A 25,912-nucleotide genomic window follows, 5' to 3' on the forward strand; every position below is an offset into this window, starting at 1 on the left:
TCTCACGTTAGCCGCGACGTTTGCGCGTTCGCCTGCTCAGGCGAGCATCGAGCGCAGCATCCACGCGGTCTTTTCGTGCGTCTGCATGCGTTGCGTCAGCAGGTCGGCCGTCGGCTCGTCGTTAGCCGCTTCCGTGATCGGGAAAATTTCGCGCGCGGTGCGCACGACCGATTCCTGGCCTTCGACGAGCTGGCGAATCATGTCTTCGGCCGACGGCACGCCGTCCGCTTCAGCGATCGACGACAGCTTCGCGAAATCCTTGTAGCTGCCCGGTGCAAACACGCCCAGCGCGCGGATCCGCTCGGCGATCGAATCGACAGCGAGCGCGAGTTCGTTGTATTGGCCTTCGAACATCAGATGCAGCGTGTTGAACATCGGCCCCGTCACGTTCCAGTGGAAGTTGTGGGTCTTCAGATACAGCGTGTAGGTATCGGCGAGCAGGCGCGACAGACCTTCCGCGATCTTCTTGCGATCCTTGTCGCTGATACCGATATTGACGTGCGAAACGGCTTCTTTTTTGGCCATGATGACTCCTTTGAAGAGTGATTCGTACCGGTCGCTTTGCCCCGGATTGTCTGTTCGCAATCCTCGAACCTTCGAACGCCCGACAGTTTAGCGTAGAACGCCACGCCTCCGCGTGCGAGGCGGCGTGCTTTCCTGCCATCACTGCGGCCATCGCTGCATTGCGCACGCGGCGCCACATCGTTGCCTGTGTCGCCTCGCGCGTAACCGCCGGAATCGCTCGCGCTCCCCCGCCAAGTCACCCACCGAAAACGTGCGCGATACCGTGCGCGACGAGCACCGCGTAGCCGCTGCTGACGACCAGGAAGCCGAGCATCCTGCGCGCAAGCGCCGCATTGGCCATGCGCTGCGACTGCTGCGCGTGCGTCCGGCCGCCGATACTCATCAATACCATCTGGACCATGACCCTTCTCCTTTCACTTCAGGACGGCGGCGCGCGCTTCGCGCTGGGGTGCGGCTTCGTGTCGCGCCGCCGTCGAACTGCCTGACCGCCCGGTTACTTCACCGTTTCCGCGGTTCCGGCGAGCTTCGCGATCGCTGCGATCACGCCTTGTGCGTACGCCGGATCGATCCGGCGGAAATGCTCGATCTGGCGCGCGACGATGTCTTCCGGCACGCCATTGATGTGGCGCGCAATGTTGCCGAAGAAACGCTCGCGCTGCGCGGCGTCGAACAGGCGGAACAGCGCCGCGGGCTGGCTGTAGTAATCGTCGTCGTCGCGATGGTCGTAGCGATCGACCGCTCCGGCCGCGAGCGGCGGCTCCGCCGCGTTCGGATCCTGCGCGAAGTCGCCGAACCGGTTCGGCTCGTAGTTCGCCGTGCGGCCGAGATTGCCGTCGGCGCGCATCGCGCCGTCGCGATGGAACGAGCGCTGCGCGGGCGCGCGCGACGCGTTCACCGGAATCTGGTGATGATTGATCCCGAGGCGGTAGCGCTGCGTGTCGCCGTACGAGAACAGACGCCCTTGCAACAGACGGTCCGGCGAGACGCCGATGCCCGGCACCACGTTCGCCGGCGTGAACGCCGACTGCTCGACGTCCGCGAAATAGTTGTCCGCGTTGCGATTCAGTTCGATCACGCCGACGTCGATCAGCGGATAGTCCTTGTACGGCCACACCTTCGTAATGTCGAACGCGTTGTAGCGATAGTTCGCTGCATCGGCTTCAGGCATCACCTGGACGCAGAAGCGCCAGCGCGGGAAATTGCCCTTGTCGATGTTATCGACGAGGTCGCGCTGCGCGCTTTCGCGGTCTTGCGCGATCACTTGCGCCGCTTCGGCGTCGGTGTAGTTCGCGATACCCTGCATCGACTTGAAGTGGAACTTCACCCAGAAGCGCTCGTTGTTCGCGTTGATGAACGAGAACGTATGCGAGCCGAAGCCGTGCATCTGCCGATAGTTCTGCGGAATGCCGCGGTCGCTCATGAGAATCGTCACCTGATGCAGCGATTCCGGATGACGCGACCAGAAGTCCCACGCCGCAACGTTGCTGCGCAGATTCGTGTACGGATCGCGCTTTTGGGTGTGGATGAAATCGGGGAACTTGAGCGGGTCGCGGATAAAGAACACCGGCGTGTTATTGCCGACGACATCCCAGTTGCCCTCCTCGGTGTAGAACTTGATCGAGAAGCCCCGCACGTCGCGTTCGGCATCGGCCGCACCGCGCTCGCCCGCCACAGTCGAAAACCGCATGAAAAGCGGCGTTTCCTTGCCGACTTGCGCGAACACCTTCGCCTTCGTATAGCGCGAAATGTCGTGCGTGACTTTCAGCGTGCCGAACGCGCCCGAACCCTTCGCATGCACGCGGCGCTCGGGGATCACTTCGCGGTCGAAGTGCGCCAGCTTTTCGATGAGCCACATGTCCTGCAAGGCAACCGGGCCGCGCACGCCGGCTGTCATCGAGTTCTGGTTGTCGGCAACGGGCGCGCCGGCCGCGTTGGTGAGGGTACGTTCGGTCATTGCTCTGTTCCTTTGTTTGTCAGGGGCGATTCGTTCTTCGGGAGAGGCAGTCGATGCTCGGGCATCACGCGGACAGGGCGCGATCGACGAGCAGCGCAATGGCAACGGTGCGCAAAGTCAGCGCGGGCGCGGTGTTACCCGCCGCGAACGATGCGGCCGGTTGCTGGAACGACGCGGGAGCAGACTGGATGCGGGACTCGATGTCAAACGACGGCGCGCGCTGCATGGGTACCTCCGGGTTCTCGTTGTTGGGGATCAGCGATCCATGAGACGCACTATAACAAAGCTATCGATTTTTATAATTTAATTAAATTTATCTATTCAATAGACGCTCGCATCTGCCCGACGACGAAGTTGCAGCCGCCTACGACACGCTGAAGGCCGACCCGTCGCGCGCGATCAGCGCGAGCGACGTTCGCGCAGCGCTCGCCGCCAAACGAAAAACGGGAGAGTGATCTGCCTATGACGACATCCGCAGTCAGATTCGCTCCCGAAGCGCTGGAGCACCTGGCCAATCTCGGGCGATATCTCGCGGATGTCTCTACACCGCGCGTGGCTGCGCAGTATGTGGATGGGATCGTCCTATTGCGAAAGCTTGCGGACGTTCCCGCATCGCGGTCAAAAACGCGATGACATACGACCGGGCCCTTTGGCTGACATGACCCGGCCTTCGGCTGACGAACTACCGGGGCCGCACCGTCATCGCGCCGGGCTCGCCCCGCCTCAATTCACCGCCACCGGCAAATCGAGCTTCTTCACCCCTGGCAGATCACATGCGGCGACCGCGTCGCAGATCGCATCGATCGCCGGCATGCGCGTGAAGCTCTTGCGCCAGGCGAGCACGACGCGGCGATCGGGCACCGGCTCGTCGAAGGCCACGTAGCTGAGCAGCCCCGAATCGACGCCGCCCGCATGCGGCTTCACCTCATGCACCGACATGCGCGGCAGCACCGTAATGCCGACGCCGCTCGCCACCATATGACGGATCGTCTCGAGCGACGAACCTTCGAATGTCTTCTGAATGCCGTCCGCGTTCTGCGAGAAACGCATGAGCTCCGGACATACACCGAGCACGTGATCGCGGAAGCAGTGTCCGCTGCCGAGCAGCAGCATCGTTTCCTGCTTGAGGTCGCTCGCGTCGATCTTGTCGCGCGTCTCCCATGCATGGCCCGACGGCAGCGCGACGACGAACGGCTCGTCGTAGAGCGGCCGCAGCATCAGGCCCGTTTCGGGAAACGGCAGCGCCATGATCGCCACGTCGATTTCGCCCTGCTTGAGCAGTTCGATCAGCTTCAGCGTGTAGTTTTCCTGCAGCATCAGCGGCATCTGCGGGACGCGCTTGATCATCTGCTTGACGAGCGTCGGCAGCAGATACGGCCCGATCGTGTAAATCACGCCGAGACGCAGCGGCCCGACGAGCGGGTCTTTTCCCTGCTTTGCGATCTCCTTGATCGCGAGCGTCTGCTCGAGCACGCGCTGCGCCTGCGTGACGATCTGCTCGCCGATCGGCGTCACGCTGACTTCGCTCGTGCCGCGCTCGAAAATCTGCACGTTCAGTTCGTCTTCGAGCTTCTTGATCGCTACGGACAACGTCGGCTGGCTGACGAAACACGCCTCCGCCGCGCGGCCAAAATGCCGCTCGCGCGCCACCGCGACGATGTACTTCAGTTCTGTGAGCGTCATTGAGGGACCAATCAGTGCAATAAAATCAATAGGTTTCAGTTATACACCTATGGGGCCAATTCGCCAACCACCGCGCCAACCCCCCCCATGCCGCTGCAACACGACGCGTGCGCACCTCGAACGAAGTGCGCGAGTCAGCCTCCGCGCCATGACCTACGCCTTCAGATAGTGTTCGCGCGCGCCGAGCCAGCGCGCGAGGTGCTGCGTGACGACGTCCGGGTATTGCGCCAGCAACTGCGCCGCCGCTTCGCGCGCCGGCTCGATGAGCCAGCCGTCCTGCTGCAGATCGGCGAAGCGCAGCATTGCCGCGCCGGACTGGCGCGCGCCGAGAAATTCGCCGGGACCGCGAATTTCGAGGTCGCGCCGCGCGATTTCGAAGCCGTCGGTGGTTTCACGCATCGTCTGCAGGCGCGCACGGCCGGCGATCGACAACGGCCCCGAATACAGCAGCACGCACACCGACGCGACGCTGCCGCGCCCTACGCGGCCACGCAACTGATGCAACTGCGCGAGCCCGAAGCGCTCCGCGTGCTCGATCACCATGAGCGACGCGTTCGGCACGTCGACGCCGACTTCGATCACCGTCGTCGCCACGAGCAGCTGGACCTCGTTGCGCGTGAACGCGTCCATGACCGCCGCCTTCTCGGCAGGCGCGAGGCGGCCATGCACCAGCCCGACTTTCAGCTCCGGCAGCGCGGCCACCAGCGTTTCGTAGGTCTCGACGGCCGTCTGCAATTGCAGCGTCTCGCTCTCCTCGATCAGCGGGCACACCCAGTACACCTGGCGCCCCGTCAGCGCCGCTTCGCGCACGCGCCCGATCACCTCTTCGCGGCGCGCGTCCGAGATCAGTTTCGTCAGGATCGGCGTGCGGCCCGGCGGCAGTTCGTCGATCGTCGACACGTCGAGGTCCGCGTAGTACGTCATCGCGAGCGTGCGCGGAATCGGCGTCGCCGACATCATCAGTTGATGCGGCTGGAACGCGCGCGCGCCATCCGCGGCGTTTTTCGCCTTGGCGCGCAACGCAAGACGCTGTTCGACGCCGAACCGATGCTGCTCGTCGACGATCACGAGCCCGAGGCGCGCGAATTCGACGGTGTCCTGGATGATCGCGTGCGTGCCGACCACGAGCCGCGCGGTGCCGAGCGCGGCCGCTTCGAGCGCCGCGCGCTTTTCCTTCGCCTTGAGGCTGCCCGCGAGCCATGCGACCGTGACGCCGAGCGGTTCGAGCCAGCCGCGCAGCTTGCGTGCGTGCTGCTCGGCGAGGATTTCGGTCGGCGCCATCAGCGCGGCCTGATAACCGGCGTCGATCGCCTGCGCGGCGGCGAGCGCGGCGACGATCGTCTTGCCGCTGCCGACGTCGCCTTGCAAGAGACGCTGCATCGGGTGCGGCTGCGTCAGATCGTTCGCGATTTCGGCGCCGACGCGCTGTTGCGCGCCCGTCAGCGAAAACGGCAGCGCGGCGAGCAGACGCGCGACGAGCGCATCGGCGTCGCCGGACGCGCGGCGCGGCATCGCGGGCGCCGAGCGTGTGCGGCGCTCCTCGTGCGCGCGCTTGAGCGACATCTGCTGCGCGAGCAGCTCTTCGAACTTGATGCGCGACCACGCGGGATGCGTGCCGTCGATCAATGCCGTTTCGTCCGCGTCCGCATGCGGGTGATGCAGCGTGCGCACCGCCTGCATCAGCGGCGGCAGTTCGAGCGGCTGCAGATACGTGCGCGCGATCGGCTCCGGCAGCAGTTCCGGCAATGACGTGCGCGACAGCGCGTTGTCGATCGCCTTGCGCAGATACGCCTGCGTCACGCCCGCCGTGCTCGGATAGACCGGCGTGAGCGCCTGCGGCAGCGGCGTATCCTCGTCGACGACGCGCACCGCCGGATGCACCATTTCCATGCCGAAGAAACCGCCGCGCACGTCGCCACGCACGCGCAGCCGCACGCCGACCGACATCTGCTTGACCTGCGAGCCATAGAAATTGAGGAAGCGCAGAACGAGCTCGTCGCCCGCATCGTCGCGCAGCTTCACGAGCAACTGACGGCGCGGCCGGTACGCGATTTCGTTGTCGAACACGACGCCTTCGGTCTGCGCGATGCCGCCGGGCAGCAACTCGCCGATCGGCGTCAGCGACGTTTCGTCCTCGTAACGCATCGGCAGATGCAGCACGAGATCGATGTCGCGCGACAGGCCGAGCTTCGCGAGCTTGTCGCCGGTGCGCGATGGGGCGGCCTTTTGCGCGGGCCGGTCCGTCGACTCTTGCGGGACGGAACCGGCGGCTGGCTTTGCGGCGCGCTTTGCAGCCAGCTTCCCAGCCCGCTCCGCAGCCGGCTGCCTCAGCGATTTCGAGGTCGAACCTTCGGATGCAGGCACCGGATCGTGCGGCGCGTGCCCGGCTGCAGCAGCGTCGCTGATCCGCGCCTGCGCCGCCTTGCCGCGCGCGGCGCGGCGCCGCGGCGCGGTGTCGGCGTCATCGGGGTCTACAGGCGGACGGCGTTCGGACAAGGGCATGAGTCGCTTCGCAAGTACAATATCGGCTTTCCACGTTTTCGTGACTGTTCGGCGCGGCATCGGGACGGCCGGTGCCGGCTCGGCAATGTCCCGCAATCATAGCCGCTCGGCGCGCGGCGTCGATTCTGTCCGATTCAAAGTGCCCGCGCCATTGGCACGCCTTTATTGGCACGCCCCTTTTTAGCCGTTCCGTATCCACCCGTGCGCATGTTCACCCTTTCCGATTTCGATTTCGCGCTGCCGCCCGAACTGATTGCACAAGTCGCGTTGCCCGAGCGCAGCGCGAGCCGCCTGCTCGAAGTGGACAACCGGACCCGCCCGGCGACGCTCACCGACCGCCGCTTTGCCGAACTGCCCGATTGCGTCGCACCGGGCGACCTGCTCGTGTTCAACGACACGAAGGTGCTAAAGGCGCGCTTTCCCGGCTATAAGTCGAGCGGCGGCAAGATCGAAGTGCTGGTCGAGCGGCTCACCGGCGAACGGACCGCGCTGGCGCAGATCCGCGCAAGCAAGAGCCCTGCCGCGGGCACGCAGTTGCGCCTCGCCGATGCGTTCGACGTCACCGTCGGCGAGCGCGTCGAGCCGTTCTACACGCTGCATTTCCCGACCGATTGCCTCACGCTGATCGAGCAGTACGGGCGGCTGCCGTTGCCGCCGTACATCGAGCACGACCCCGATGCAACCGACGAGACGCGCTACCAGACCGTCTACGCGCAGAATCCGGGCGCGGTGGCCGCGCCGACCGCCGGCCTGCATTTCGACGAAGCGCTTTTTGCGCGGCTCGACGCGCGCGGCGTCGAGCGCGCGACGCTCACGCTGCATGTCGGCGCCGGCACGTTCCAGCCGGTGCGCGTCGAAAACATTGCGGAGCACAAGATGCACAGCGAGTGGTACCAGTTGCCGCAGTCGCTGGTCGATAAAATCGCCGCGACGCGGGCGCGCGGCGGCCGCGTGATCGCCGTCGGCACGACGTCGATGCGCGCGCTCGAAGCGGCCGCGCGCGATGCGGAGAACGCGGGCCGCGCGCTCGCGGCAACGAGCGCGGAAACGGATATTTTCATCACGCCGGGCTATCGTTTTCGCGTCGTCGACCGGCTCGTGACGAACTTCCATTTGCCGAAATCGACGCTTCTGATGCTCGTGTCGGCATTTGCAGGCATCGATACGATCCGTGCCGCGTATCGGCATGCAATCGACGAGCGCTATCGTTTCTTCAGCTACGGTGACGCAATGCTGCTGACGCGCAGCGACGCGTAACGCGCGTGCGCGTTCGACTGACAGCGGTTGAGTGACAGCAGGTGAGTGACATTCAGTGCCTTATCCAGTGACTTTATCGGCCGCCGGGCATCCTCCGGCAGGCTTCATTTTTTAAGCGCCGGACTGTGTTTCCGGTCGCTCAGGAGCTGCTCAATGACCGACGGTCATCATCACGACAATCACACCGAACATACCGATCGCACCAATCAGACGCCGCCCGCCGGCGGCCTCGAATTCGATCTGCTGAAAACCGACGGTCTCGCGCGCCGCGGCCGCCTCACGCTGAATCATGGCGTCGTCGAAACGCCGATCTTCATGCCGGTCGGCACCTACGGCACGGTCAAGGCGATCCAGCCGCGCGAACTCGAAGAAGTCCGCGCGCAGATCATCCTCGGCAACACGTTTCACCTGTGGCTGCGCCCGGGCCTCGAGACGGTCGCCGCGCACGGCGGTCTGCACGGCTTCATGGGCTGGAAGCGGCCGATCCTGACCGACTCGGGCGGCTTCCAGGTGTTCTCGCTCGGCGATCTGCGCAAGATCACCGAAGACGGGGTCACGTTCGCGTCGCCGATCAACGGCGACAAGCTGTTCCTGTCGCCGGAAGTGTCGATGCAGATCCAGAAGGTGCTGAATTCGGACATCGTCATGCAGTTCGACGAATGCACGCCTTACGCAACCAACGGCGTGCCGACGACGCGCGACGAAGCGGGCGCATCGATGCGCATGTCGATGCGCTGGGCGAAGCGTTCGATCGACGAATTCGGCCGCCTGTCGAATCCGAATGCGTTGTTCGGCATCGTCCAGGGCGGCATGTTCGAGGATCTGCGCGACGAATCGCTGGCCGGCCTCGCCGAAATGGACTTCCACGGCTTCGCGATCGGCGGCCTGTCGGTCGGCGAGCCGAAAGAGGACATGATGCGCGTGCTCGAGCACGTCGCGCCGCGTCTGCCCGCGAACAAGCCGCACTATCTGATGGGCGTCGGCACGCCCGAGGATCTCGTGGCCGGCGTCGCAGCCGGCGTCGACATGTTCGATTGCGTGATGCCCACGCGCAACGCGCGCAACGGCTGGCTCTTCACGCGCTTCGGCGACATCAAGATCCGCAACGCGACGCACAGGAACTCGCTGCGGCCGCTCGACGAGCAATGCGGCTGCTACACGTGCCGCCACTTCACGCGCGGCTATCTGCACCATCTGCATCGCGTCGGCGAGATACTCGGCGCACAGCTGAACACGATCCACAACCTGCACTACTACCTCGAGCTGATGCAGGAAATGCGCGACGCGATCGACGGCGGCAACTTCACCGCGTTTCGCAGGCTGTTCCACGAGAATCGCGCGCGCGGCATCGATTAGCGGCGCGTCCGCACATCGGCACATCGAACCGCGCGCGAAACATTACAATTCACTTTCGCAACGGCGTGCCGCTCGATCTGTCAAACCGCGGCGCCGGCACGGTGGTCGAAACCGTGCCGCAAGCGGGGTGCAGATGCCAATGCGGCGCGCCGACGCGCAAAGTGCCGGTGGTAGAATAATCGGCTGACTTTTTTTGACTGGTATAAACGGAGAGACCAACGTGCCGTCGTTCATTTCCAATGCATTCGCACAAGGCAGTGCCGCCGGGGGCGCCGAATCGAGCCTGATGAGCTTTCTGCCGCTCATCCTCATGTTCGCAGTGCTCTACTTCATCATGATTCGCCCGCAAATGAAGCGTCAGAAAGAGCATCGCAACATGCTCGCGGCGATGGCCAAAGGCGACGAAGTAGTGACGAACGGGGGTATTGTCGGCAAGATCACGAAAGTCGGCGAAGCGTATGTCGGCGTAGAAATCTCCGAGGGAACGGAAATCACCGTGCAAAAGGCTTCGGTCACGACGATTCTCCCGAAAGGCACGATCAAATCGCTGTAACGCGTTTTCCAGCGCGCTTTTAGCACGCTTTTAGCACGCTTCCTGCGCGTTTTTTTTGCGATCACGTGCGCAACTAGAGCAAGACCCGCAAGGCCCTGCCCCGAAGCCTCAGACGAAGCCGCTCCCGCTGAACGCGGCGCGGCCTTGCAAGCAACTGGCAACTTGCCGCCAACCGTCCGTTGGACCATCCCATGAATCGTTACCCCCTCTGGAAATATGCCGTGATGCTGGTGGCGCTTGCCATCGGCCTCCTGTACACGCTGCCCAACTTCTTCGGCGAAGCGCCGGCAGTGCAGGTGTCGAGCGGCAAGGCAACGGTCAAGCTCGATTCGGCCACGCTGTCGCAGGTCGAAGCGGCGCTGGCGGAGAGCCACATCAAAGCCGACGATGTCACGTTCGACAATTCGACGCTGAATGCGAACATCCGCGTGCGCGTGGCCGATACGGATACGCAATTGCGCGTCAAGGATCTGCTGCAGAAGTCGCTGAACAGCGACCCGTCGGATCCGACGTATGTCGTCGCGCTGAACCTGCAAAGCGCGTCGCCGCACTGGCTGACCGCGCTGCACGCGCTGCCGATGTACCTCGGTCTCGATCTGCGCGGCGGCGTGCACTTCCTGCTGCAGGTCGACATGGCAGGCGCGCTGAACAAGAAACTCGATTCCGATGCGTCCGATGCGCGCACGCTGCTGCGCGACAACCGCATTCGCGACGGCGGCGTGAACCGCGTCGGCCAGTCGGTCGTCGCGAGCTTCGCGGACCAGAGCGTCGCCGAGGCGGCGCGCAAGCAACTGACGACGGGCGTCAGCGAACTGCAGTGGGCCACGCAACCGGCGCCGACCGGCGGCTGGCAAGTGGTCGGCACGTTCACGCCGGCGGTGGAAAAGGCGGTGCAGGAAGCCGCGCTCAAGCAGAACATCACGACGCTGCATAACCGCGTCAACGAACTCGGCGTCGCGGAACCCGTCATCCAGCAGCAAGGCAACGACCGTATCGTCGTCGAACTGCCGGGCGTGCAGGACACGGCGAAGGCGAAGGACATCATCGGCCGCACGGCGACGCTCGAAGCGCGCCTCGCGGACCCGGTCAACACGCATCCGAATCCGAACGACCCGGTGCCGCCCGGCGACGAGCTCTTCACGCAGGGCAACCAGGTGCCGGTACTGCTGCGCAAGCAGGTGATCTTCACCGGCGATCGCATCATCGACGCGTCGGCGGGCTTCGACGAGCATCAGCGTCCTTCGGTCAATATCCGTCTGGACTCGGCCGGCGGCCGCGCGGTGCGCACCGTGTCGCGCGACAACATCGGCAAACCGATGGCGATGGTGCTGTTCGAAAAGGGCAAAGGCCAGGTGCTGACGGTCGCGACCATCCAGTCGGAACTCGGCGACCGCTTCCAGATTACCGGCCAGCCGACGCCGCAAGCCGCCGCCGACCTCGCCCTGCTGCTGCGCGCCGGCTCGCTCGCCGCGCCAATGGACATCATCGAGGAACGCACGATCGGCCCGAGCCTCGGCGCCGACAACATCAAGAAGGGCTTCGATTCGGTCGTCTACGGCTTTATCGCGATCGCCGCATTCATGATCGCGTACTACATGCTGTTCGGTCTGATCTCGATGATCGCGCTGTCGGTGAACCTGCTGCTGCTGGTCGCGATCCTGTCGATGCTGCAGGCCACGCTGACCCTGCCGGGCATCGCCGCTATCGCGCTCGCGCTCGGTATGGCGATCGACGCAAACGTGCTGATCAACGAGCGCGTGCGCGAAGAATTGCGCAACGGCGCGCCGCCGCAGCTTGCGATCCAGAACGGCTACGCGCATGCGTGGGCGACCATTCTCGATTCGAACGTCACGACGCTGATCGCCGGCCTCGCGCTGCTCGCATTCGGTTCCGGCCCGGTGCGCGGCTTCGCGGTCGTGCACTGTATCGGCATTCTGACGTCGATGTTCTCCGCGGTGTTCTTCTCGCGCGGCCTCGTGAACCTCTGGTACGGCGGCAAGAAGAAACTGAAATCGCTCGCGGTCGGCCAGGTGTGGCGACCCGCCACGGCCACGGCCGGCGGCGCGGCCGCTTACCTCGAAAACGATACGGCAAGCGACGACACAGTCACGACCCCTGCCCGCGCGAGCGCGCCCGCTCCCACGGCCAAACGTAAGGCGCCGGCGAATGCATCGGCCGGCGCGCGCGCCAACCCAGGCAAACCGACCGTGCGCCGGCGCAACGCGCCTGGCACGCCGAGCGGCGGCAACGCGCCGAAGAAACCGGGTTCAACCCGCTGATGCCCGGAGAACGAGACCATGGAATTTTTCCGCATCCGTAAAGACATTCCGTTCATGCAGCGCGCGTTGCTGTTCAACGCGATTTCGCTGATCACGTTTATTGCCGCCGTGTTTTTCCTCGTGCACCGCGGCCTGCACCTGTCGATCGAATTCACGGGCGGCACGGTGATCGAAGTGCAGTATCCGCAGGCCGCGCAGCTCGAACCGGTGCGCGACACGCTGACGAAGATCGGCTACGCCGACGCGCAGGTGCAGAATTTCGGCACGTCGCGCGACGTGCTGATCCGCCTGCCGCTGAAGCAGGGCCTCAGCTCGGCGCAGCAAAGCGACCAGGTGATGGGCGCGCTGAAGGCCGAAAACGCGCAAGTGCAGTTGCAGCGCGTCGAGTTCGTCGGGCCGCAGGTCGGCAAGGAGCTCGCCACCGACGGTCTGCTCGCGCTCGCGTGCGTGGTGGCCGGCATCGTGATCTATCTGTCGTTCCGCTTCGAGTGGAAGTACGCGATCGCCGGCGTAATCGCCAACCTGCACGACGTCGTGATCATTCTCGGCTTTTTCGCGTTCTTCCAGTGGGAGTTCTCGTTGTCGGTGCTCGCGGCCGTGCTTGCGGTGCTCGGCTACTCGGTCAACGAATCGGTCGTTATCTTCGACCGGATCCGCGAGACGTTCCGCCGCGAACGCAAGATGAGCGTGATCGAAGTGATCAACCACGCGATTACGAGCACGATGTCGCGAACCATCATCACGCACGGCTGTACGCAGATGATGGTGCTGTCGATGTTCCTGTTCGGCGGCCCGACGCTGCACTATTTCGCACTCGCGCTGACGGTCGGTATTCTGTTCGGTATCTACTCGTCGGTATTCGTCGCGGCGGCGCTCGCCATGTGGCTCGGCGTGAAGCGCGAAGACCTGCTGAAGGAAAAGAAGGAACGCCACGACCCGAACGACCCGAACGCGGGCGCCCAGGTCTGATTGCAGTCCTTTCGCGCTGCGTTTCGCTTCGGCAAGAAGGCCGGTTCATGTAGAACCGGCCTTTTTTCATGAAGCCCCGCTCGGGTCAGCCAGACCAGTGACCCTGCCGGCGCCGCTTTCTACTGCTTGATCCCCTCGGCCTGGATATGCAGCGTGGTGGCCATGCTGAATCCCTGCTTCTGCCCCAGATCGATGCCGTAGTCGGCGCGGTCGAACTTCGCGGTCGCATCGACGCCGCAAACCTCGCGCTTGAGCATCGGGTGCTGCATGCACTTGAACGTCACGACCTGCAGATTCAGCGGCTTCGTCACGCCGCGCAGCGTGAGGTTGCCGATCACTTCGACCGGTTTGTCGCCGTCGAAACGGATCCGCGTGCCCTTGTAGACCGCCGTCGGATACTTCGAGACGTCGAGCAGCTCGTCGGAGCGCGCATGCTCGTCCAGCTTCGGATTACCGGTCTGGATCGACGACGTATCGATCGTCACATCGACCGTCCCCGTTTTCGCTGCGCGATCGAGCGTCACGGTTCCGGTCGACTTCGTGAATTTGCCGCGCCATACCGATAAACCGCCCATATGGTCGGATTCGAAGCTCGGAAACGTGTGATTGGGATCGAGCTGATACGTATCGGCGGCCGCGGTTGCGTCGAGCGAAACAAAAGCCGCGACGAGCGACGCCATCGCACCGGCCAGGCGTGTCTTCCTCACAATGTGTTCTCCTTTTTAAGGCTCGATGCGCGAGCGAAAGCGCGCGCCGACGCCGATGGTCTCTGCTTACCCTTGCTGCCCTTCCTGCGTTTTCTACTTTCCAGCCCCCACAAAATGAAACTTGATGACGACATCGTCGGCCACCACCGACGTGTCCTTCCACTCGCCTAGCCCGACGTCGTATTGCGAGCGCCTGATCGTAAGCGCCCCGTCGAACACATGCGCCGCGCCCTGCGTCGTCACCGTTACCGGCACGACCACGGTCTGCGACTTGCCTTTGATCGTCAGCTTGCCCGTGACGTTGAACCGGTCCGCGCCGGCCGGCGCAATCGCGCTCGACACGAAGGTCGCACTCGGGAAAGTTTTCGCGTCGAACCAGTCCTTGCCGCGCACTTCGTCGTTATAGGTTTCGTCGCCGAGGTCGTAGCTCGTCATATCGACGTCGACCTGCGCGCTGCCTGCAGCCGGCTTCGCCGGATCGAAAGCGAGCTGCGCGGAAAACTTCGTGAACTTGCCTTCGACAGGCACATTCATCTGTTTCGACGTCGCCGTGATCGTGCTGTGCGCGGCATCGATCTGCGCATGCGCGTCGCGTGCCGTCAGCGCCAACGGCACGGCGAGCGCAATCGCGATCGCGGCGGCAGCGCGCCTGGCCGATACCGCGACCCTGACCGGGGTGAACGAGGTTTTCAATGGTTGTCCTTATTTGAGGAACGGGATCATCCGCGACAGCAACCCATCGCGATCGAGCCATTGATGCTTGAGCGCCGCCGCGACGTGCAGCACCACGAGCACGAGCAGCGTGTAATTGAGCGCGATATGCAAATTTTTGAGCACCGTCTTGAGCACCGGGTCGGGCGCGATCAGCCGCGGCAACGGCACGAGCCCAAGGTAGACGACCTGCACGTTGGCCGCCGAGCTGTACAGATATCCGGATACCGGAATCACCACCATCAACGCGTACAACGCGACATGCGTGGCCTGCGCGGCCTTGCGCTGCCAGGCGGGCATGCCCGCGGGCAGCGGCGGCGCCGCATGCGTCGCGCGCCATAGAATGCGCAGCACGACGAGCGCAAAGATCGTGACGCCGATCCACTTGTGCCACGAGAAGTAGCGCAGCTTCGTCGGCGTGAAGCCGGGTATATCGGTCATCACCCAGCCGAGCGAAAAGCCGCCGACAATCAGCACTGCGATCAGCCAGTGAAAGGCGATGGCCGTGCGCGTGTAACGCAGGCTCGGCGCACGCCCGGCAAACGACGAGAGATGTGCCACGACAAGCCTCCCGTACCGCGAATCGCGAGATTGAAATTAAACGATACGACAGCGCCCGTTATTCCCGCCGATGCATGTCGCATCGTGCGTAGTCATGCACCTTCTGTCATGCACCTTCTGTCACGCACCTTTTATCGTGGACGCGTATTCGCGCCATGCTACTCCACCCTACGCACTTCCATGCAAGCGTCCCGAGCGTATTGCCCGTGCGGTCCGGAACTTGCTACAACGGGTCGGGCTCGTCATGGATCGGCGCGCCTTCGTACCGTCGGGCCGGCACCGGTCGCAGCGGTAACCCGAGCCAGCGCTCGAACACGTAAGCTCCGGACCCGGCCACCCCTATGCGGTGACGGCGAAGCGCCTTTGATACTATGTCGCCAGGTTTTTGCTGCCCGCCCGCGCAGAGCGGTGCGCCTGCCAGGGCAAGCGCCGCCGACCGCCGAACACTTAACGCTCTGCTCTAGCACGCATGGAACAAGACCGCCTGATTGCATGCCACGACTGCGATGCGCTGTTTCAGAAGCCGCGGCTCGGCCGGCGGCGCCTCGCGCGCTGCCCGCGCTGCGGGGCCGTGCTGTACGGCAGTTCGACGGGACGTCTCGATCCGATCTGCGCGATGACGATGGCCGCGCTGATCACGTTCCTGATCGCGCAGACCTTCCCGATCATCGAGCTCGAGGCCAACGGCATCACGTCGCAGGCGAGCCTCTTCGGCGCAATCGAGGTGCTGTGGACCGAAAACATGCAGATCGTCGCCGTCATGGTGTTCTGTTCGACGATCCTCTTTCCTCTGACCGAACTGCTCGCGCTGCTGTACGTGCTGCTGTCGGTGCGTGCGGGCTTCGTGCCGCTCGCATTCCATCAGGTCATGCGCGCGATCCAGTTCGTGCGGCCGTGGGGCATGATCGAAGTGTTCATGCTCGGCACGCTCGTCACGATCGTCAAAATGACGAGTGTCGCGCGCGTAATACCCGAAGCGGCGCTGTTCGCTTTCGGCGCGCTGACGCTGATGTTCGCGGTAGTCGTGACGTTCGAGCCGCGCACGCTGTGGGACATCGCCGATACGCTGACGCGGCACAGAACACGGCAGACGCGGCGGCGCATGCGGCGCGCGAAGGAACTCGCCAGGCCCGCCGCGCAGCGGCCCGGCAGCAACCCGGCGGGCCCAGCGGGCACGTCGTCGCGCGGGGGATGAGCACCCGATGAAATACCTGACGGCCTCGCGCGCCGGTCTGATCTCGTGCCACGCATGCGGGCGCGTGCAGAAGCGCGTGCGCTTTGCGAGCCCGGACCACGCGCCGCAGTGCTGCGAGCGGTGCCGCGCGCCGATGCACAGGCGCAATCCGGACAGCCTGATGCGCACGTGGGCACTGCTGATCGCGGCCGCCGTGCTCTACATTCCCGCGAACCTGCTGCCCGTGCTGCACACCACCTCGCTGGTCGGCACCGAGAACGACACGATCATGAGCGGCGTCGTCTACTTCTGGACCTCGGGCGACTGGCCGCTTGCGATCATCGTGTTCGTCGCGAGCATTCTCGTGCCGATGATGAAGCTCACGGTGCTTGCGCTGCTCAGCATCACCACGCAGCGCCGTTCGAGCTGGCGGCCGCACGAGCGCACGACGCTGTATCGCGTCGTCGAGCGGATCGGGCGCTGGTCGATGCTCGATATCTTCGTCATCACGCTGACCGTCGCGCTCGTGCGCTTCAAGTCGCTTGCCGAGATTACCGCGGGGCCCGGCGCGATTGCGTTCGGCTCGGTCGTCATTCTGACGATGCTCGCGTCGATGCAATTCGATCCGCGCCTGATCTGGGACAACATCGAAACCGGACCGCCGCCGCGCCGCCGACCGGGCTCCATCGACAACGGCAGCACGCCCCCTTCCTCCAAAGATTCCCGGCAACCCCAGGACACGCCCCATGAATAGTCCACAAGACCCGACGCCCGACGCGCCGCGCCACGATCCGGCCGGACCCGACGTGCCCGAGCCCGATATCGACGCGCGCCGCCGCTGGCTGCCGTCGCTCGTGTGGGTGATTCCGCTGATCGCCGCGCTGATCGGCGTCGCGCTCGTGATCCAGTCGATCTATCAGAAAGGCCCGACCATCACGATCAGCTTCACCACCGCGGAAGGGCTCGAGCCGGGCAAGACCAAGGTCAAGTACAAGGACGTCGACATCGGCTACGTGAAGCAGATCAAGCTGTCGAACAATCATTCGCGCGTGCTCGTCTATGTGCAGCTGTCGAAGGAAGCCGACGACTTTGCGGTAAAAGACAGCCGCTTCTGGGTGGTCAGGCCGCGCATCGGCGCAAGCGGCGTGACGGGCCTGAGCACGTTGCTGTCGGGGTCGTATATCGGCGTCGACGGCGGCCGTTCGACCGAGACGCAGACCGAATTCGTCGGCCTCGAAGCGCCGCCGGCCGTTACCGTCGACCAGAAAGGGCGGCAGTTCACGCTGCGCGGCGAGTCGCTCGGCTCGATCGATATCGGCTCGCCCGTTTACTACCGGCGCGTACAGGTCGGCCAGGTCACGGGCTTCTCGCTCGACAAGGACGGCACCGGCGTGACGGTGCAGGTGTTCGTCAATGCGCCATTCGACCAGTACGTCGGCACGAACTCGCGCTGGTGGCATGCAAGCGGCGTCGACCTGCGGCTCGATTCGAGCGGCTTCAAGCTCAACACGCAGTCGCTTGCGACGGTGATCGTCGGCGGCCTTGCGTTCCAGTCGCCGCCGGGCCAGGCGGTCGGCGTGCAGGCGCCGAACAACATGACGTTCCGTCTCGGCGACGACGAAAGCGATGCGATGCGCGAACCCGACGGCGAACCGGTGCGCGTCGTGATGAACTTCAACCAGTCGCTGCGCGGGCTGTCGGTCGGCGCGCAGGTCGACTTCCGCGGCATCGTGCTCGGTCAGGTGACGAGCATCGGCGTCGAATACGATCCGAAGATCCGCAACTTCACGATGCCGGTCACGATGAACCTGTATCCGGACCGTTTGCGCCGGCGCACGCGCGAAGCGTTGCCGGCGCCGGGCTCGCCGTCGAGCAACGATCTGCTGCAGGCACTCGTCAGGCATGGGCTGCGTGGCCAGTTGCGCACCGGCAACCTGATCACCGGTCAGCTGTATATCGCGCTCGACATGTTCCCGAATGCGCCGAAGGCATCAGTCGACGCGTCGCACGATCCACTCGAGCTGCCGACCATGCCGAACTCGCTCGACGAACTGCAACTGCAGATCGCCGACATCGCGAAGAAGCTCGACAAGATCCCGTTCGACCAGATCGGCACGAACCTGAACACGGCGCTAGCGCATGCGGACAAGCTGTTCTCGCAAGTCGACTCGGAGCTGCTGCCGCAGGCGCGCGATACGCTCGCGGCCGCGAAGCAGACGTTCGGCTCGGCCGAGCAGACGCTGCAGCAGGATTCGCCGCTGCAATCCGACGTCCATCAGGCGCTGCAGGAATTGACGCGCACGCTGCAGTCGCTGAATGCGCTGTCTGATTATCTGGAGCGCCATCCCGAGTCGCTCGTCCGCGGAAAACCAGGAGATAACAAATGACGTTTGCGTGGCTCACCCGTTCGTTGCGAGCGCCGCGCGGCACGGCGGCGCGGTCCGGTTCCGGCGGCAAGGCCGCTGGTGCGCTCACGGCAGGCGTGCTGTGCGCGCTGGCGCTGGCGGCATGCTCGTCCCCGTCGAGCCGGTTCTACACGCTCTCCACCGGCGATTCTTCCGCACCGAGCGCCGCGACTTCCGCCGTCGCGAATCCGGCGTTTCTGATCGAAGTGACGCCCGTGGATGTGCCGCCGCAGGTCGCAAGAAACCAGTTCGTGGTGCAGACGAGCAACAACCAGGTCGACGTGCTCGAACAGGAGCGCTGGGCGTCGCTGCCGGGCGATGAAATCCGCCGCGCGTTGTCGAACGCGCTCACGCGTGAGCTCGGCACGATCGATGTGTTCGGCACGCCTTATCCGGACCGCGTGCCGGTCTATCGGGTCAAGGTGAACGTGCAGCGCTTCGAATCGTGGCCCGGTTCGCACGCGCTCATCGATGCCGTATGGAGCGTGCGCGCGGTGCGCACGCAGGCGCTGCTGACGTGCCGCACCGTGGCGAGCGTGCCGGTTGCGGGCGGCTACGATGCGCTCGCCGTCGGGCATCAGCGCGCGGTCCAGCAGATTTCGGGCGAGATCGCCGAGGCGGTACACGCCCTGTCCGCCAACCCCGCGCGCGGCGCGGCGCCGGCGTGTCCGAGCGCTTCGGTGCAGGCGACGCCAACGGCGGCCGCCATGCCCAAGGCCGGTGGCGGCAGCTAGGGAGATCGGTTCGCGCCGCCATCCCGGGGAAAAGCCGCCCGTGCGACCGCGTACAATGGCGGCTTACTCCACGCCCGACGCGTTCCGAACCGCGTCCAACGCCCTGCGGCCCGCTCCATGTCTTTCGATTTTTTCGTCCCCTGCCCGCGCGGCCTCGAAGCCGCGCTTGCCGCCGAACTCACCGCGATCGCCGCGACGCATCTGAACGGCGCGCCGTTTACCGCGGGCGCGCAGGTCCCCGGCGGTGTGCACTTTGGCGGCGGCTGGGCGGCCGGTATGGCCGCCAATCTGCATTCGCGCATCGCGAGCCGGGTGCTGCTGAAAATCGCGCAGCGCCCGTATCGCAACGAGCAGGACGTCTATGCGCTCGCGCTCGAGCAGCGCTGGGAACAATGGTTTTCGGCGAACGAAACGCTGCGCGTCGATGTGACCGCGATCAAGTCGCCGCTGCGCAGCCTCGAATTCGCGACGCTGCGTGTCAAAGATGCCATCTGCGATCGCCTGCGCGAGGTCAGCGGCGCGCGGCCGAGCATCGACACCGGCGCGCCCGACGTGCGCGTGTTCGCGTTTCTCACCGCGACCGAATGCATGCTGTATCTCGACACCTCGGGCGAGCCGCTTTTCAAGCGCGGCTGGCGCCTCGACAAAGGCGCGGCGCCGCTGCGCGAGAACCTCGCAGCCGGCATTCTGCGCCTGACGGGCTGGACGCCGGGCACGCCCCTTTACGATCCGATGTGCGGCAGCGGCACGTTCCTCGCCGAAGCGGCGCAGGTCGCGTTGAATATCGCGCCGGGTACCGACCGGCGCTTCGGCTTCGAGAAGCTCAAGCAATACGACGTCGGCGCGTGGCAGACGATGAAGGTTGCGGCGCAAGACGCGAAGCGCGCCGCACGCGCCAACGCAAACCGCGCTGACCTGCAGATTTTCGGCAGCGACATTTCCGGCGATATGCTCGACAAGGCGCGCGCGAACTTCGAACGCGCGGGCTTTCCGGGGCTGCCGCTCAAGCAGGTCGACGCACGCGGCATGACGCCGCCGACCGGCACAGCGGGCATTCTCGTCGCGAATCCGCCGTACGGCGAGCGTATCGAAGTGCGCGGCCGCGGGCCGCGCGGCGAAGTTCGCGCGCCGAGCCGCGAGCGCGAGCATCGCGACGAACGCGACGGTCGCGACGAACGGTTTCATCGCACGCATTCGGATACGCCCGACAGCGAATTTTTCCAGTCGCTCGGCGATGCGCTGAAGCAGCGCTTCACCGGCTGGCATGCGTTCGTTCTGACGTCCGATCGCAAGCTGCCCGGCCAGCTCCGGCTGCGCGAGTCGGCCAAGACGCCGCTTTACAACGGCGCGCTCGAATGCCGGCTGTTCCGTTTCGATCTCGTGGCCGGCAGCGTCAAACAGAAGCCCGCCGCGGCCTCGGAGTGATCGCGTAGGCCTGGGGTGCGCGGCAACCGCCCGGTTGCCGCGCACCGGCCCGTATCGCTCACTCGACCGACTTCACCATATCCTCGATCACCTTCTTCGCATCGCCGAAGACCATCATCGTCTTGTCCATGTAGAAGAGATCGTTGTCGAGGCCCGCGTAGCCGGCCGCCATCGACCGCTTGTTGACGATCACGGTGCGCGCCTTGTACGCCTCGATGATCGGCATGCCCGCGATCGGCGATTTCGGATCGTTCTTCGCCGCCGGATTCACGACATCGTTGGCGCCGAGCACGAGTACGACATCGGTCTGGCCGAACTCGTTGTTGATGTCGTCCATCTCGTAGACGAGGTCGTACGGCACTTCGGCTTCGGCGAGCAGCACGTTCATATGCCCCGGCATACGGCCCGCCACCGGATGGATCGCATAGCGCACGTCGATGCCTTTCTCCACGAGCTTGTCGGTCAGCTCCTTCAGCGCATGCTGCGCGCGCGCAACCGCAAGCCCATAACCGGGCACGATCACGACGGTTTCGGCATTGCCGAGCATGAACGAGGCGTCTTCCGCCGAACCCGATTTCACGGGCCGCTGCTCCTGCGCGCCGCCGGCGGCGGCCGCACCCGGCTCCGCGCCGAAGCCGCCCAGAATCACGTTGAAGAACGAGCGGTTCATCGCCTTGCACATGATGTACGACAGAATCGCACCGGACGAACCGACGAGCGAGCCCGCGATGATCAGCATCGCGTTGTTCAGCGAAAAGCCGATGCCCGCGGCCGCCCAGCCCGAGTACGAGTTCAGCATCGACACGACGACCGGCATATCGGCGCCGCCGATCGGAATGATGATCAGCACGCCGAGCACGAACGCGATCAGCGTCATGATGACGAACGGCAGCCACGACTGCGTCAGAAAGAAGATGATGCCGAAGCCGATCATCGCGAGCGCGAGCAGCAGGTTGATCGTGTGCTGGCCCGCGTAGACCACGGGCGCGCCCTGGAAGAGGCGGAACTTGTACTTGCCCGACAGCTTGCCGAAGGCGATGACCGAACCCGAGAACGTGATAGCGCCGACGAACGTGCCGATAAAGAGCTCGATGCGGTTACCGTACGGCAGGAAGTTCGGATACGGCGCACCTTCGGCCGCGAGACCGAACGCGGCCGGCTCCGACACCACCGCATAAGCGATGCACACCGCAGCCAGACCGATCAGCGAGTGCATTGCCGCGACGAGCTCGGGCATCTTCGTCATCTCGACGCGCGCGGCGATGAACGCGCCGATCGCGCCGCCCACCACGAGCCCGCCGAACAGCAGGCCGAGCCCAAGCGGCAGATCGGTGCCGAGCAGTGCCGCCTGCCTGACGATCAGCGCAATGGTCGTGACAATCGCGATCGCCATGCCGACCATGCCGAACACATTGCCCGCGCGTGCGCTCTTCGGATTCGACAGGCCCTTCAGCGCCTGGATGAAGCACACCGACGCAACGAGGTAGAGCAGCGTAACGACGTTCATGCTCATTTACGCGCCCTCCTTGCCCGGAGCGGCGAGCTTCTTCGGCTCCTTCTTCCTGAACATCTCGAGCATGCGCCTTGTCACGAGAAAGCCGCCGAACACGTTGACGGCCGCGAGCGCGACCGCGACCGTGCCGAAAAACTTGCCCGGCCCGACCGTGAGTCCCGCCGCGAGCATCGCGCCGACAATCACGATCGCCGAGATCGCATTGGTCACCGCCATCAGCGGCGTATGCAGCGCGGGCGTGACGTTCCAGACCACGTGATAGCCGACGTAGATCGCCAGCACGAAAATGATCAGGTTGATCACCGTGTGGTTGATGACTTCCATCGCCAATTCTCCTTGTGCGTCCTTGAGAGCGTACTGAAGCGTTGTTTTGCGGTGCTCGCGCAGTGCGCGTGCGGTGCTTGTGCGGTGCCTGCGCGCTTGCGACCGGCTCGTGACGATCAGGCTGCGCGCGCCACCGCGCCGTCGCGCACGAGCAGCGTGGCCGCGACGATATCGTCGGTCGGATCGATGTTGAGCGTGCCTTCCTTCGTGACGATCAGCTTCAGGAAGTCGAGCAGATTGCGCGCGTACAGCGACGACGCGTCGGCGGGCACCATCGCCGCGAGGTTCGTGTAACCGACGAGCGTCACGCCATGCCTGACGACAACCTTGTCCGCTTCGGTCAGCGGACAGTTGCCGCCGCGCCGTCCCGCCTCGCCTGCGATTTCCGCGCCGCGGCCGGCGGCCAGATCGACGAGTACGGAGCCGGGCTTCATCGACTGCACGGTGTCCGTCGAAATCAGCGTCGGCGCCGCGCGGCCCGGAATCAGCGCGGTGGTGATCACCACGTCGGCCTGCTTCGCGCGTTCGTGCACGAGCGCCGCCTGGCGCGCGAGCCACGACGGCGGCATGGGCCGCGCGTAGCCGCCGACACCTACGGCCGCTTCGCGTTCCTCGTCGGTTTCGTAGGGCACGTCGAGAAATTTCGCACCGAGCGATTCGATCTGTTCCTTGACCGCGGGCCGCACGTCGGACGCCTCGATCACGGCGCCTAGGCGCTTCGCGGTGGCTATGGCCTGCAGGCCCGCGACGCCCGCGCCGAGGATCAGCACGCGCGCGGCTTTCACGGTGCCGGCCGCGGTCATCAGCATCGGCATGAAGCGTGGATACAGATCCGCGGCGAGCAGCACTGCCTTGTAACCGGCAATATTGGCCTGCGAAGACAGCACGTCGAGACTTTGCGCACGCGTCGTGCGCGGCGCGGCTTCGAGCGCGAAGGCGGTGACGCCTGTTGCGGCGAGGCGCGCGGCGTTGTCTGCGTTGAACGGATCGAGCATGCCGACCAGCGTCGCGCCGCGCTTCATCGACGGCAATTCGGCTTCGGTGGGCGATTGGACCTTGAGAACGAGATCGGCGGCGAAGGCCGTTGCCGCATCGGTCATTTCCGCGCCGGCGGCGGAAAAGGCGTCGTCGGGAAAGCTGGCAGGCACCCCGGCGCCGCTTTGCACCGTCACGCGGTGGCCCTGCGACACGTACTTTTTAACCGTCTCGGGCGTCGCGGCGACGCGGGTTTCGTAGGCGCGCGTCTCGGCTGGCACTCCGATGTGCATCGTGAACTCCTCCTCGACCTTCTTGTTTGACGGACTTGCCGACGAGGGCTCGCCGGCTTGCTGACTGCAACGGCTACGGCGTCACTTTAACCGAAACCCCAGCGCGCGCATTAAATTTGTCGGCCGGCGCGTGGCACGGGAAAGCCTCAGGCGCGCGACGGCGCCTCGTTGCTTTTCGTTGACCCTTGCTGTCCCTCGTCGGCCCTTGCAGGCCCACACGCCCCGGCGGGCGGCGAAACCTCGGAGACGGTAAAATATCGGCCCATGAAACCGGAAACCTGGGCTCCGCATGTGACGGTCGCGGCCGTCGTCGAACGCGACGGGCGCTTTCTCGTCGTCGAGGAACACACGTCCGCCGGGCTGCGCCTCAATCAGCCGGCCGGGCACCTCGAAACAGGCGAAACTCTCGCCGAGGCGGTCGTTCGCGAGACACTCGAGGAAACCGCGCATCCGTTCACGCCCCACGCGCTGATCGGCGTCTATATGACGCATTACGCGCGCGACGGCAGCGACGGCACGACGTATCTGAGCTTCACGTTCTGCGGTGCCGCCGGCACGCCCGGCAACCGCGCGCTCGACCCGGATATCGTCCGCACCGTGTGGATGAGCGCCGACGAAATGCGCGCGTGCGCCGAACGGCATCGCTCGCCGCTCGTGATGCAGCGTATCGACGATTACCTCGCAGGCAAGCGTTTCCCGCTCGACTTCGTGCACACGCATTCGGTCGGGCCTCCCCGATAAAGAAGCAGCAGGCACAAAGAGATGAGCAAGCAGAAAGTCGTAGTGGGCATGTCGGGTGGCGTCGATTCGTCGGTCACCGCGTGGCTGCTGAAGGAACAGGGCTACGACGTGGTCGGCCTGTTCATGAAGAACTGGGAAGACGACGACGACGGCGAATACTGTTCGACGCGGCAGGACTGGATCGACGTCGTGTCGGTCGCGGACCTGATCGGCATCGACGTCGAAGCGGTCAACTTTGCCGCCGAATACAAGGATCGCGTGTTCGCCGAATTCCTGCGCGAATACTCGGCGGGCCGCACGCCGAATCCCGATGTGCTGTGCAACGCGGAAATCAAGTTCAAGGCGTTCCTCGATCACGCGATGTCGCTCGGCGCGGAAATCATCGCGACGGGCCACTACGCGCGCGTGCGAGAAGTGGACGGCGGCCGTTTCGAACTGCTGAAGGCGAAGGACCACACGAAGGACCAGTCGTACTTCCTGCATCGGCTGAACCAGGCGCAACTGTCCAGAACGCTGTTTCCGCTCGGCGACATGCCGAAAACGAAGGTACGCGAAATCGCTGAAAAGATCGGTCTGCCGAATGCGAAGAAGAAGGACTCGACCGGCATCTGCTTTATCGGCGAGCGGCCGTTCCGGGAATTCCTGAACCGCTACCTGCCGACGAAGCCGGGCCCGATGAAAACGGCCGACGGCACGCTGGTCGGCGAGCATATCGGCCTCGCGTTCTATACGTTCGGGCAACGCAAGGGCATCGGCCTCGGCGGCAGCAAGAACGGCAGCGGCGAACCGTGGTTCGTCGCGGGCAAGGATATGCGGACCAACACGCTCTATGTCGCGCAAGGGCACGACCATCCGTGGCTGCTCAGCGAAACGCTCGTCGCCGGCAATACGAGCTGGGTCGCGGGCGAACCGCCGGCCGAAGGCTTCGCGTGTGGTGCAAAAACGCGCTATCGGCAAGCCGATGCGGCGTGCACGTTCTCGCGCGTCGATATGCCGCAAGGCTCGCCGCGAAATGCGCATGAAAAACCGCAGCAAAACTCGCATCGAAATTCACATCAAGCGCACTTCTCGCTGCACTTCGACGATGCGCAATGGGCCGTCACACCGGGGCAGTCCGCCGTGCTCTACGATGGCGACATTTGTCTCGGCGGCGGCATCATCGAACACGCGGCAACCGCGCAGCCTCAGCCGGCCACGCAAGCACCGCACGACGCGGCGCTTGCCGCGCGCTGACCACGCTCCACGCCCTCACCCCGCGGCGGATTCCGTTC

24 protein-coding genes are annotated in these 25,912 nt (G+C 64.8%); 12 read left to right on the forward strand and 12 right to left on the reverse strand.

Annotated features, from left to right (window positions below):
• Nucleotides 1-36: 36 nt before the first annotated feature.
• The 6 genes from BTO02_RS17575 to recG all read right to left on the reverse strand — a co-directional run bounded on the left by BTO02_RS17575 (nt 37) and on the right by recG (nt 6,664).
• Nucleotides 37-525 carry a Dps family protein gene (locus BTO02_RS17575; protein WP_075158101.1) on the reverse strand — a complete coding sequence of 163 codons (489 nt, stop codon included), beginning with the start codon at nt 523-525 and terminating at the stop codon, nt 37-39.
• 235 nt (nt 526-760) lie between these two features.
• On the reverse strand, nt 761-925 hold the full coding sequence (locus BTO02_RS34365) for a hypothetical protein (protein ID WP_156883851.1): 165 nt from the start codon (nt 923-925) through the stop codon (nt 761-763).
• Nucleotides 926-1,018: 93 nt separating this feature from the next.
• Entirely contained in the window at nt 1,019-2,479 is a 1,461-nt protein-coding gene (locus BTO02_RS17580) for a catalase (protein WP_075158102.1), read from the reverse strand.
• Between the two features lie 64 nt (nt 2,480-2,543).
• Nucleotides 2,544-2,705 carry a hypothetical protein gene (locus tag BTO02_RS34370; RefSeq protein WP_156883852.1) on the reverse strand — a complete coding sequence of 54 codons (162 nt, stop codon included), beginning with the start codon at nt 2,703-2,705 and terminating at the stop codon, nt 2,544-2,546.
• Nucleotides 2,706-3,202: 497 nt separating this feature from the next.
• Complete coding sequence (locus BTO02_RS17585; protein ID WP_075158103.1) at nt 3,203-4,162, reverse strand: LysR substrate-binding domain-containing protein; 960 nt, start codon at nt 4,160-4,162, stop codon at nt 3,203-3,205.
• Between the two features lie 153 nt (nt 4,163-4,315).
• On the reverse strand, nt 4,316-6,664 hold the full coding sequence (recG, locus tag BTO02_RS17590) for an ATP-dependent DNA helicase RecG (protein ID WP_075158976.1): 2,349 nt from the start codon (nt 6,662-6,664) through the stop codon (nt 4,316-4,318).
• Nucleotides 6,665-6,871: 207 nt separating this feature from the next.
• Here recG and queA point away from each other — a divergent pair, with 207 nt between their 5' ends.
• From queA to secF, 5 genes are all read left to right on the forward strand, one after another.
• Nucleotides 6,872-7,921: a tRNA preQ1(34) S-adenosylmethionine ribosyltransferase-isomerase QueA gene (gene queA / locus BTO02_RS17595; RefSeq protein WP_075158104.1), complete on the forward strand. Its 1,050-nt coding sequence runs from the start codon at nt 6,872-6,874 to the stop codon at nt 7,919-7,921.
• A 153-nt stretch (nt 7,922-8,074) separates the two neighbouring features.
• On the forward strand, nt 8,075-9,277 hold the full coding sequence (gene tgt, locus BTO02_RS17600; protein ID WP_075158105.1) for a tRNA guanosine(34) transglycosylase Tgt: 1,203 nt from the start codon (nt 8,075-8,077) through the stop codon (nt 9,275-9,277).
• A 286-nt stretch (nt 9,278-9,563) separates the two neighbouring features.
• A complete protein-coding gene (gene yajC / locus BTO02_RS17605) occupies nt 9,564-9,830 on the forward strand; it encodes a preprotein translocase subunit YajC (protein ID WP_232243547.1) in 267 nt (88 codons plus the stop codon).
• Nucleotides 9,831-10,021: 191 nt separating this feature from the next.
• Nucleotides 10,022-12,109 carry a protein translocase subunit SecD gene (gene secD / locus BTO02_RS17610; protein WP_075158107.1) on the forward strand — a complete coding sequence of 696 codons (2,088 nt, stop codon included), beginning with the start codon at nt 10,022-10,024 and terminating at the stop codon, nt 12,107-12,109.
• Between the two features lie 18 nt (nt 12,110-12,127).
• Nucleotides 12,128-13,078, forward strand: coding sequence for a protein translocase subunit SecF (secF, locus tag BTO02_RS17615; RefSeq protein WP_075158108.1), 951 nt, complete (start codon nt 12,128-12,130; stop codon nt 13,076-13,078).
• A 119-nt stretch (nt 13,079-13,197) separates the two neighbouring features.
• On the opposite strand, the gene BTO02_RS17620 is transcribed toward secF, so the two are convergent.
• From BTO02_RS17620 to BTO02_RS17630, 3 genes are all read right to left on the reverse strand, one after another.
• The gene (locus BTO02_RS17620) at nt 13,198-13,758 is read right to left on the reverse strand and encodes a YceI family protein (RefSeq protein ID WP_075158109.1); all 561 of its coding nucleotides are present in this window, start codon (nt 13,756-13,758) and stop codon (nt 13,198-13,200) included.
• Between the two features lie 120 nt (nt 13,759-13,878).
• A complete protein-coding gene (locus BTO02_RS17625; RefSeq protein WP_083615173.1) occupies nt 13,879-14,478 on the reverse strand; it encodes a YceI family protein in 600 nt (199 codons plus the stop codon).
• A gap of 9 nt (nt 14,479-14,487) precedes the next feature.
• Complete coding sequence (locus BTO02_RS17630; protein ID WP_075158110.1) at nt 14,488-15,057, reverse strand: cytochrome b; 570 nt, start codon at nt 15,055-15,057, stop codon at nt 14,488-14,490.
• Between the two features lie 469 nt (nt 15,058-15,526).
• Between BTO02_RS17630 and BTO02_RS17635 the strand changes: the two genes are divergently transcribed.
• The 5 genes from BTO02_RS17635 (at nt 15,527) to BTO02_RS17655 (ending at nt 20,795) form a co-directional block, all read left to right on the forward strand.
• Entirely contained in the window at nt 15,527-16,252 is a 726-nt protein-coding gene (locus tag BTO02_RS17635) for a paraquat-inducible protein A (protein ID WP_075158111.1), read from the forward strand.
• Between the two features lie 7 nt (nt 16,253-16,259).
• Nucleotides 16,260-16,985, forward strand: a complete 726-nt coding sequence (locus BTO02_RS17640) for a paraquat-inducible protein A (protein WP_075158112.1) — start codon at nt 16,260-16,262, stop codon at nt 16,983-16,985.
• Complete coding sequence (locus tag BTO02_RS17645; protein WP_075158113.1) at nt 16,978-18,618, forward strand: PqiB family protein; 1,641 nt, start codon at nt 16,978-16,980, stop codon at nt 18,616-18,618. Before BTO02_RS17640 ends, BTO02_RS17645 begins: the two co-directional genes overlap by 8 nt.
• Nucleotides 18,615-19,370 (forward strand): PqiC family protein, encoded by a 756-nt coding sequence (locus tag BTO02_RS17650; protein WP_075158114.1) that lies wholly within the window; start codon nt 18,615-18,617, stop codon nt 19,368-19,370. Before BTO02_RS17645 ends, BTO02_RS17650 begins: the two co-directional genes overlap by 4 nt.
• Before the next feature lie 117 nt (nt 19,371-19,487).
• On the forward strand, nt 19,488-20,795 hold the full coding sequence (locus BTO02_RS17655; RefSeq protein WP_075158115.1) for a THUMP domain-containing class I SAM-dependent RNA methyltransferase: 1,308 nt from the start codon (nt 19,488-19,490) through the stop codon (nt 20,793-20,795).
• Nucleotides 20,796-20,853: 58 nt separating this feature from the next.
• Here BTO02_RS17655 and BTO02_RS17660 read toward each other — a convergent pair whose 3' ends face one another.
• The 3 genes from BTO02_RS17660 to BTO02_RS17670 form a co-directional block, all read right to left on the reverse strand.
• Nucleotides 20,854-22,308 (reverse strand): NAD(P)(+) transhydrogenase (Re/Si-specific) subunit beta, encoded by a 1,455-nt coding sequence (locus BTO02_RS17660; RefSeq protein ID WP_075158116.1) that lies wholly within the window; start codon nt 22,306-22,308, stop codon nt 20,854-20,856.
• Nucleotides 22,309-22,632: a proton-translocating transhydrogenase family protein gene (locus tag BTO02_RS17665; RefSeq protein ID WP_075158117.1), complete on the reverse strand. Its 324-nt coding sequence runs from the start codon at nt 22,630-22,632 to the stop codon at nt 22,309-22,311.
• 116 nt (nt 22,633-22,748) lie between these two features.
• Entirely contained in the window at nt 22,749-23,900 is a 1,152-nt protein-coding gene (locus BTO02_RS17670; protein WP_075158118.1) for a Re/Si-specific NAD(P)(+) transhydrogenase subunit alpha, read from the reverse strand.
• Between the two features lie 264 nt (nt 23,901-24,164).
• Between BTO02_RS17670 and BTO02_RS17675 the strand changes: the two genes are divergently transcribed.
• On the forward strand, nt 24,165-24,641 hold the full coding sequence (locus tag BTO02_RS17675; protein WP_075158119.1) for an NUDIX hydrolase: 477 nt from the start codon (nt 24,165-24,167) through the stop codon (nt 24,639-24,641).
• A 21-nt stretch (nt 24,642-24,662) separates the two neighbouring features.
• Nucleotides 24,663-25,874 carry a tRNA 2-thiouridine(34) synthase MnmA gene (mnmA, locus tag BTO02_RS17680; RefSeq protein WP_075158120.1) on the forward strand — a complete coding sequence of 404 codons (1,212 nt, stop codon included), beginning with the start codon at nt 24,663-24,665 and terminating at the stop codon, nt 25,872-25,874.
• Nucleotides 25,875-25,912: the final 38 nt, after the last annotated feature.

Origin of the sequence: Paraburkholderia sp. SOS3 (assembly GCF_001922345.1) — a bacterium.
Classification (GTDB): Bacteria; Pseudomonadota; Gammaproteobacteria; order Burkholderiales; family Burkholderiaceae; genus Paraburkholderia.

What these genes read in the sequence shown, in the direction of transcription:
- BTO02_RS17660 (WP_075158116.1), bottom strand. Translation starts at nt 22,308, where the DNA reads ATGAGCATGAACGTCGTTACGCTGCTCTACCTCGTTGCGTCGGTGTGC.
- yajC (WP_232243547.1), top strand. Translation starts at nt 9,564, where the DNA reads ATGAGCTTTCTGCCGCTCATCCTCATGTTCGCAGTGCTCTACTTCATC.
- BTO02_RS17575 (WP_075158101.1), bottom strand. Translation starts at nt 525, where the DNA reads ATGGCCAAAAAAGAAGCCGTTTCGCACGTCAATATCGGTATCAGCGAC.
- BTO02_RS17670 (WP_075158118.1), bottom strand. Translation starts at nt 23,900, where the DNA reads ATGCACATCGGAGTGCCAGCCGAGACGCGCGCCTACGAAACCCGCGTC.
- BTO02_RS17620 (WP_075158109.1), bottom strand. Translation starts at nt 13,758, where the DNA reads ATGGCGTCGCTCGTCGCGGCTTTTGTTTCGCTCGACGCAACCGCGGCC.
- tgt (WP_075158105.1), top strand. Translation starts at nt 8,075, where the DNA reads ATGACCGACGGTCATCATCACGACAATCACACCGAACATACCGATCGC.
- BTO02_RS17580 (WP_075158102.1), bottom strand. Translation starts at nt 2,479, where the DNA reads ATGACCGAACGTACCCTCACCAACGCGGCCGGCGCGCCCGTTGCCGAC.
- BTO02_RS17585 (WP_075158103.1), bottom strand. Translation starts at nt 4,162, where the DNA reads ATGACGCTCACAGAACTGAAGTACATCGTCGCGGTGGCGCGCGAGCGG.
- BTO02_RS17655 (WP_075158115.1), top strand. Translation starts at nt 19,488, where the DNA reads ATGTCTTTCGATTTTTTCGTCCCCTGCCCGCGCGGCCTCGAAGCCGCG.
- queA (WP_075158104.1), top strand. Translation starts at nt 6,872, where the DNA reads ATGTTCACCCTTTCCGATTTCGATTTCGCGCTGCCGCCCGAACTGATT.
- BTO02_RS34365 (WP_156883851.1), bottom strand. Translation starts at nt 925, where the DNA reads ATGGTCCAGATGGTATTGATGAGTATCGGCGGCCGGACGCACGCGCAG.
- secD (WP_075158107.1), top strand. Translation starts at nt 10,022, where the DNA reads ATGAATCGTTACCCCCTCTGGAAATATGCCGTGATGCTGGTGGCGCTT.
- secF (WP_075158108.1), top strand. Translation starts at nt 12,128, where the DNA reads ATGGAATTTTTCCGCATCCGTAAAGACATTCCGTTCATGCAGCGCGCG.
- BTO02_RS17675 (WP_075158119.1), top strand. Translation starts at nt 24,165, where the DNA reads ATGAAACCGGAAACCTGGGCTCCGCATGTGACGGTCGCGGCCGTCGTC.
- BTO02_RS17640 (WP_075158112.1), top strand. Translation starts at nt 16,260, where the DNA reads ATGAAATACCTGACGGCCTCGCGCGCCGGTCTGATCTCGTGCCACGCA.
- BTO02_RS17635 (WP_075158111.1), top strand. Translation starts at nt 15,527, where the DNA reads ATGGAACAAGACCGCCTGATTGCATGCCACGACTGCGATGCGCTGTTT.
- BTO02_RS34370 (WP_156883852.1), bottom strand. Translation starts at nt 2,705, where the DNA reads ATGCAGCGCGCGCCGTCGTTTGACATCGAGTCCCGCATCCAGTCTGCT.
- BTO02_RS17645 (WP_075158113.1), top strand. Translation starts at nt 16,978, where the DNA reads ATGAATAGTCCACAAGACCCGACGCCCGACGCGCCGCGCCACGATCCG.
- BTO02_RS17665 (WP_075158117.1), bottom strand. Translation starts at nt 22,632, where the DNA reads ATGGAAGTCATCAACCACACGGTGATCAACCTGATCATTTTCGTGCTG.
- BTO02_RS17650 (WP_075158114.1), top strand. Translation starts at nt 18,615, where the DNA reads ATGACGTTTGCGTGGCTCACCCGTTCGTTGCGAGCGCCGCGCGGCACG.
- recG (WP_075158976.1), bottom strand. Translation starts at nt 6,664, where the DNA reads ATGCCCTTGTCCGAACGCCGTCCGCCTGTAGACCCCGATGACGCCGAC.
- mnmA (WP_075158120.1), top strand. Translation starts at nt 24,663, where the DNA reads ATGAGCAAGCAGAAAGTCGTAGTGGGCATGTCGGGTGGCGTCGATTCG.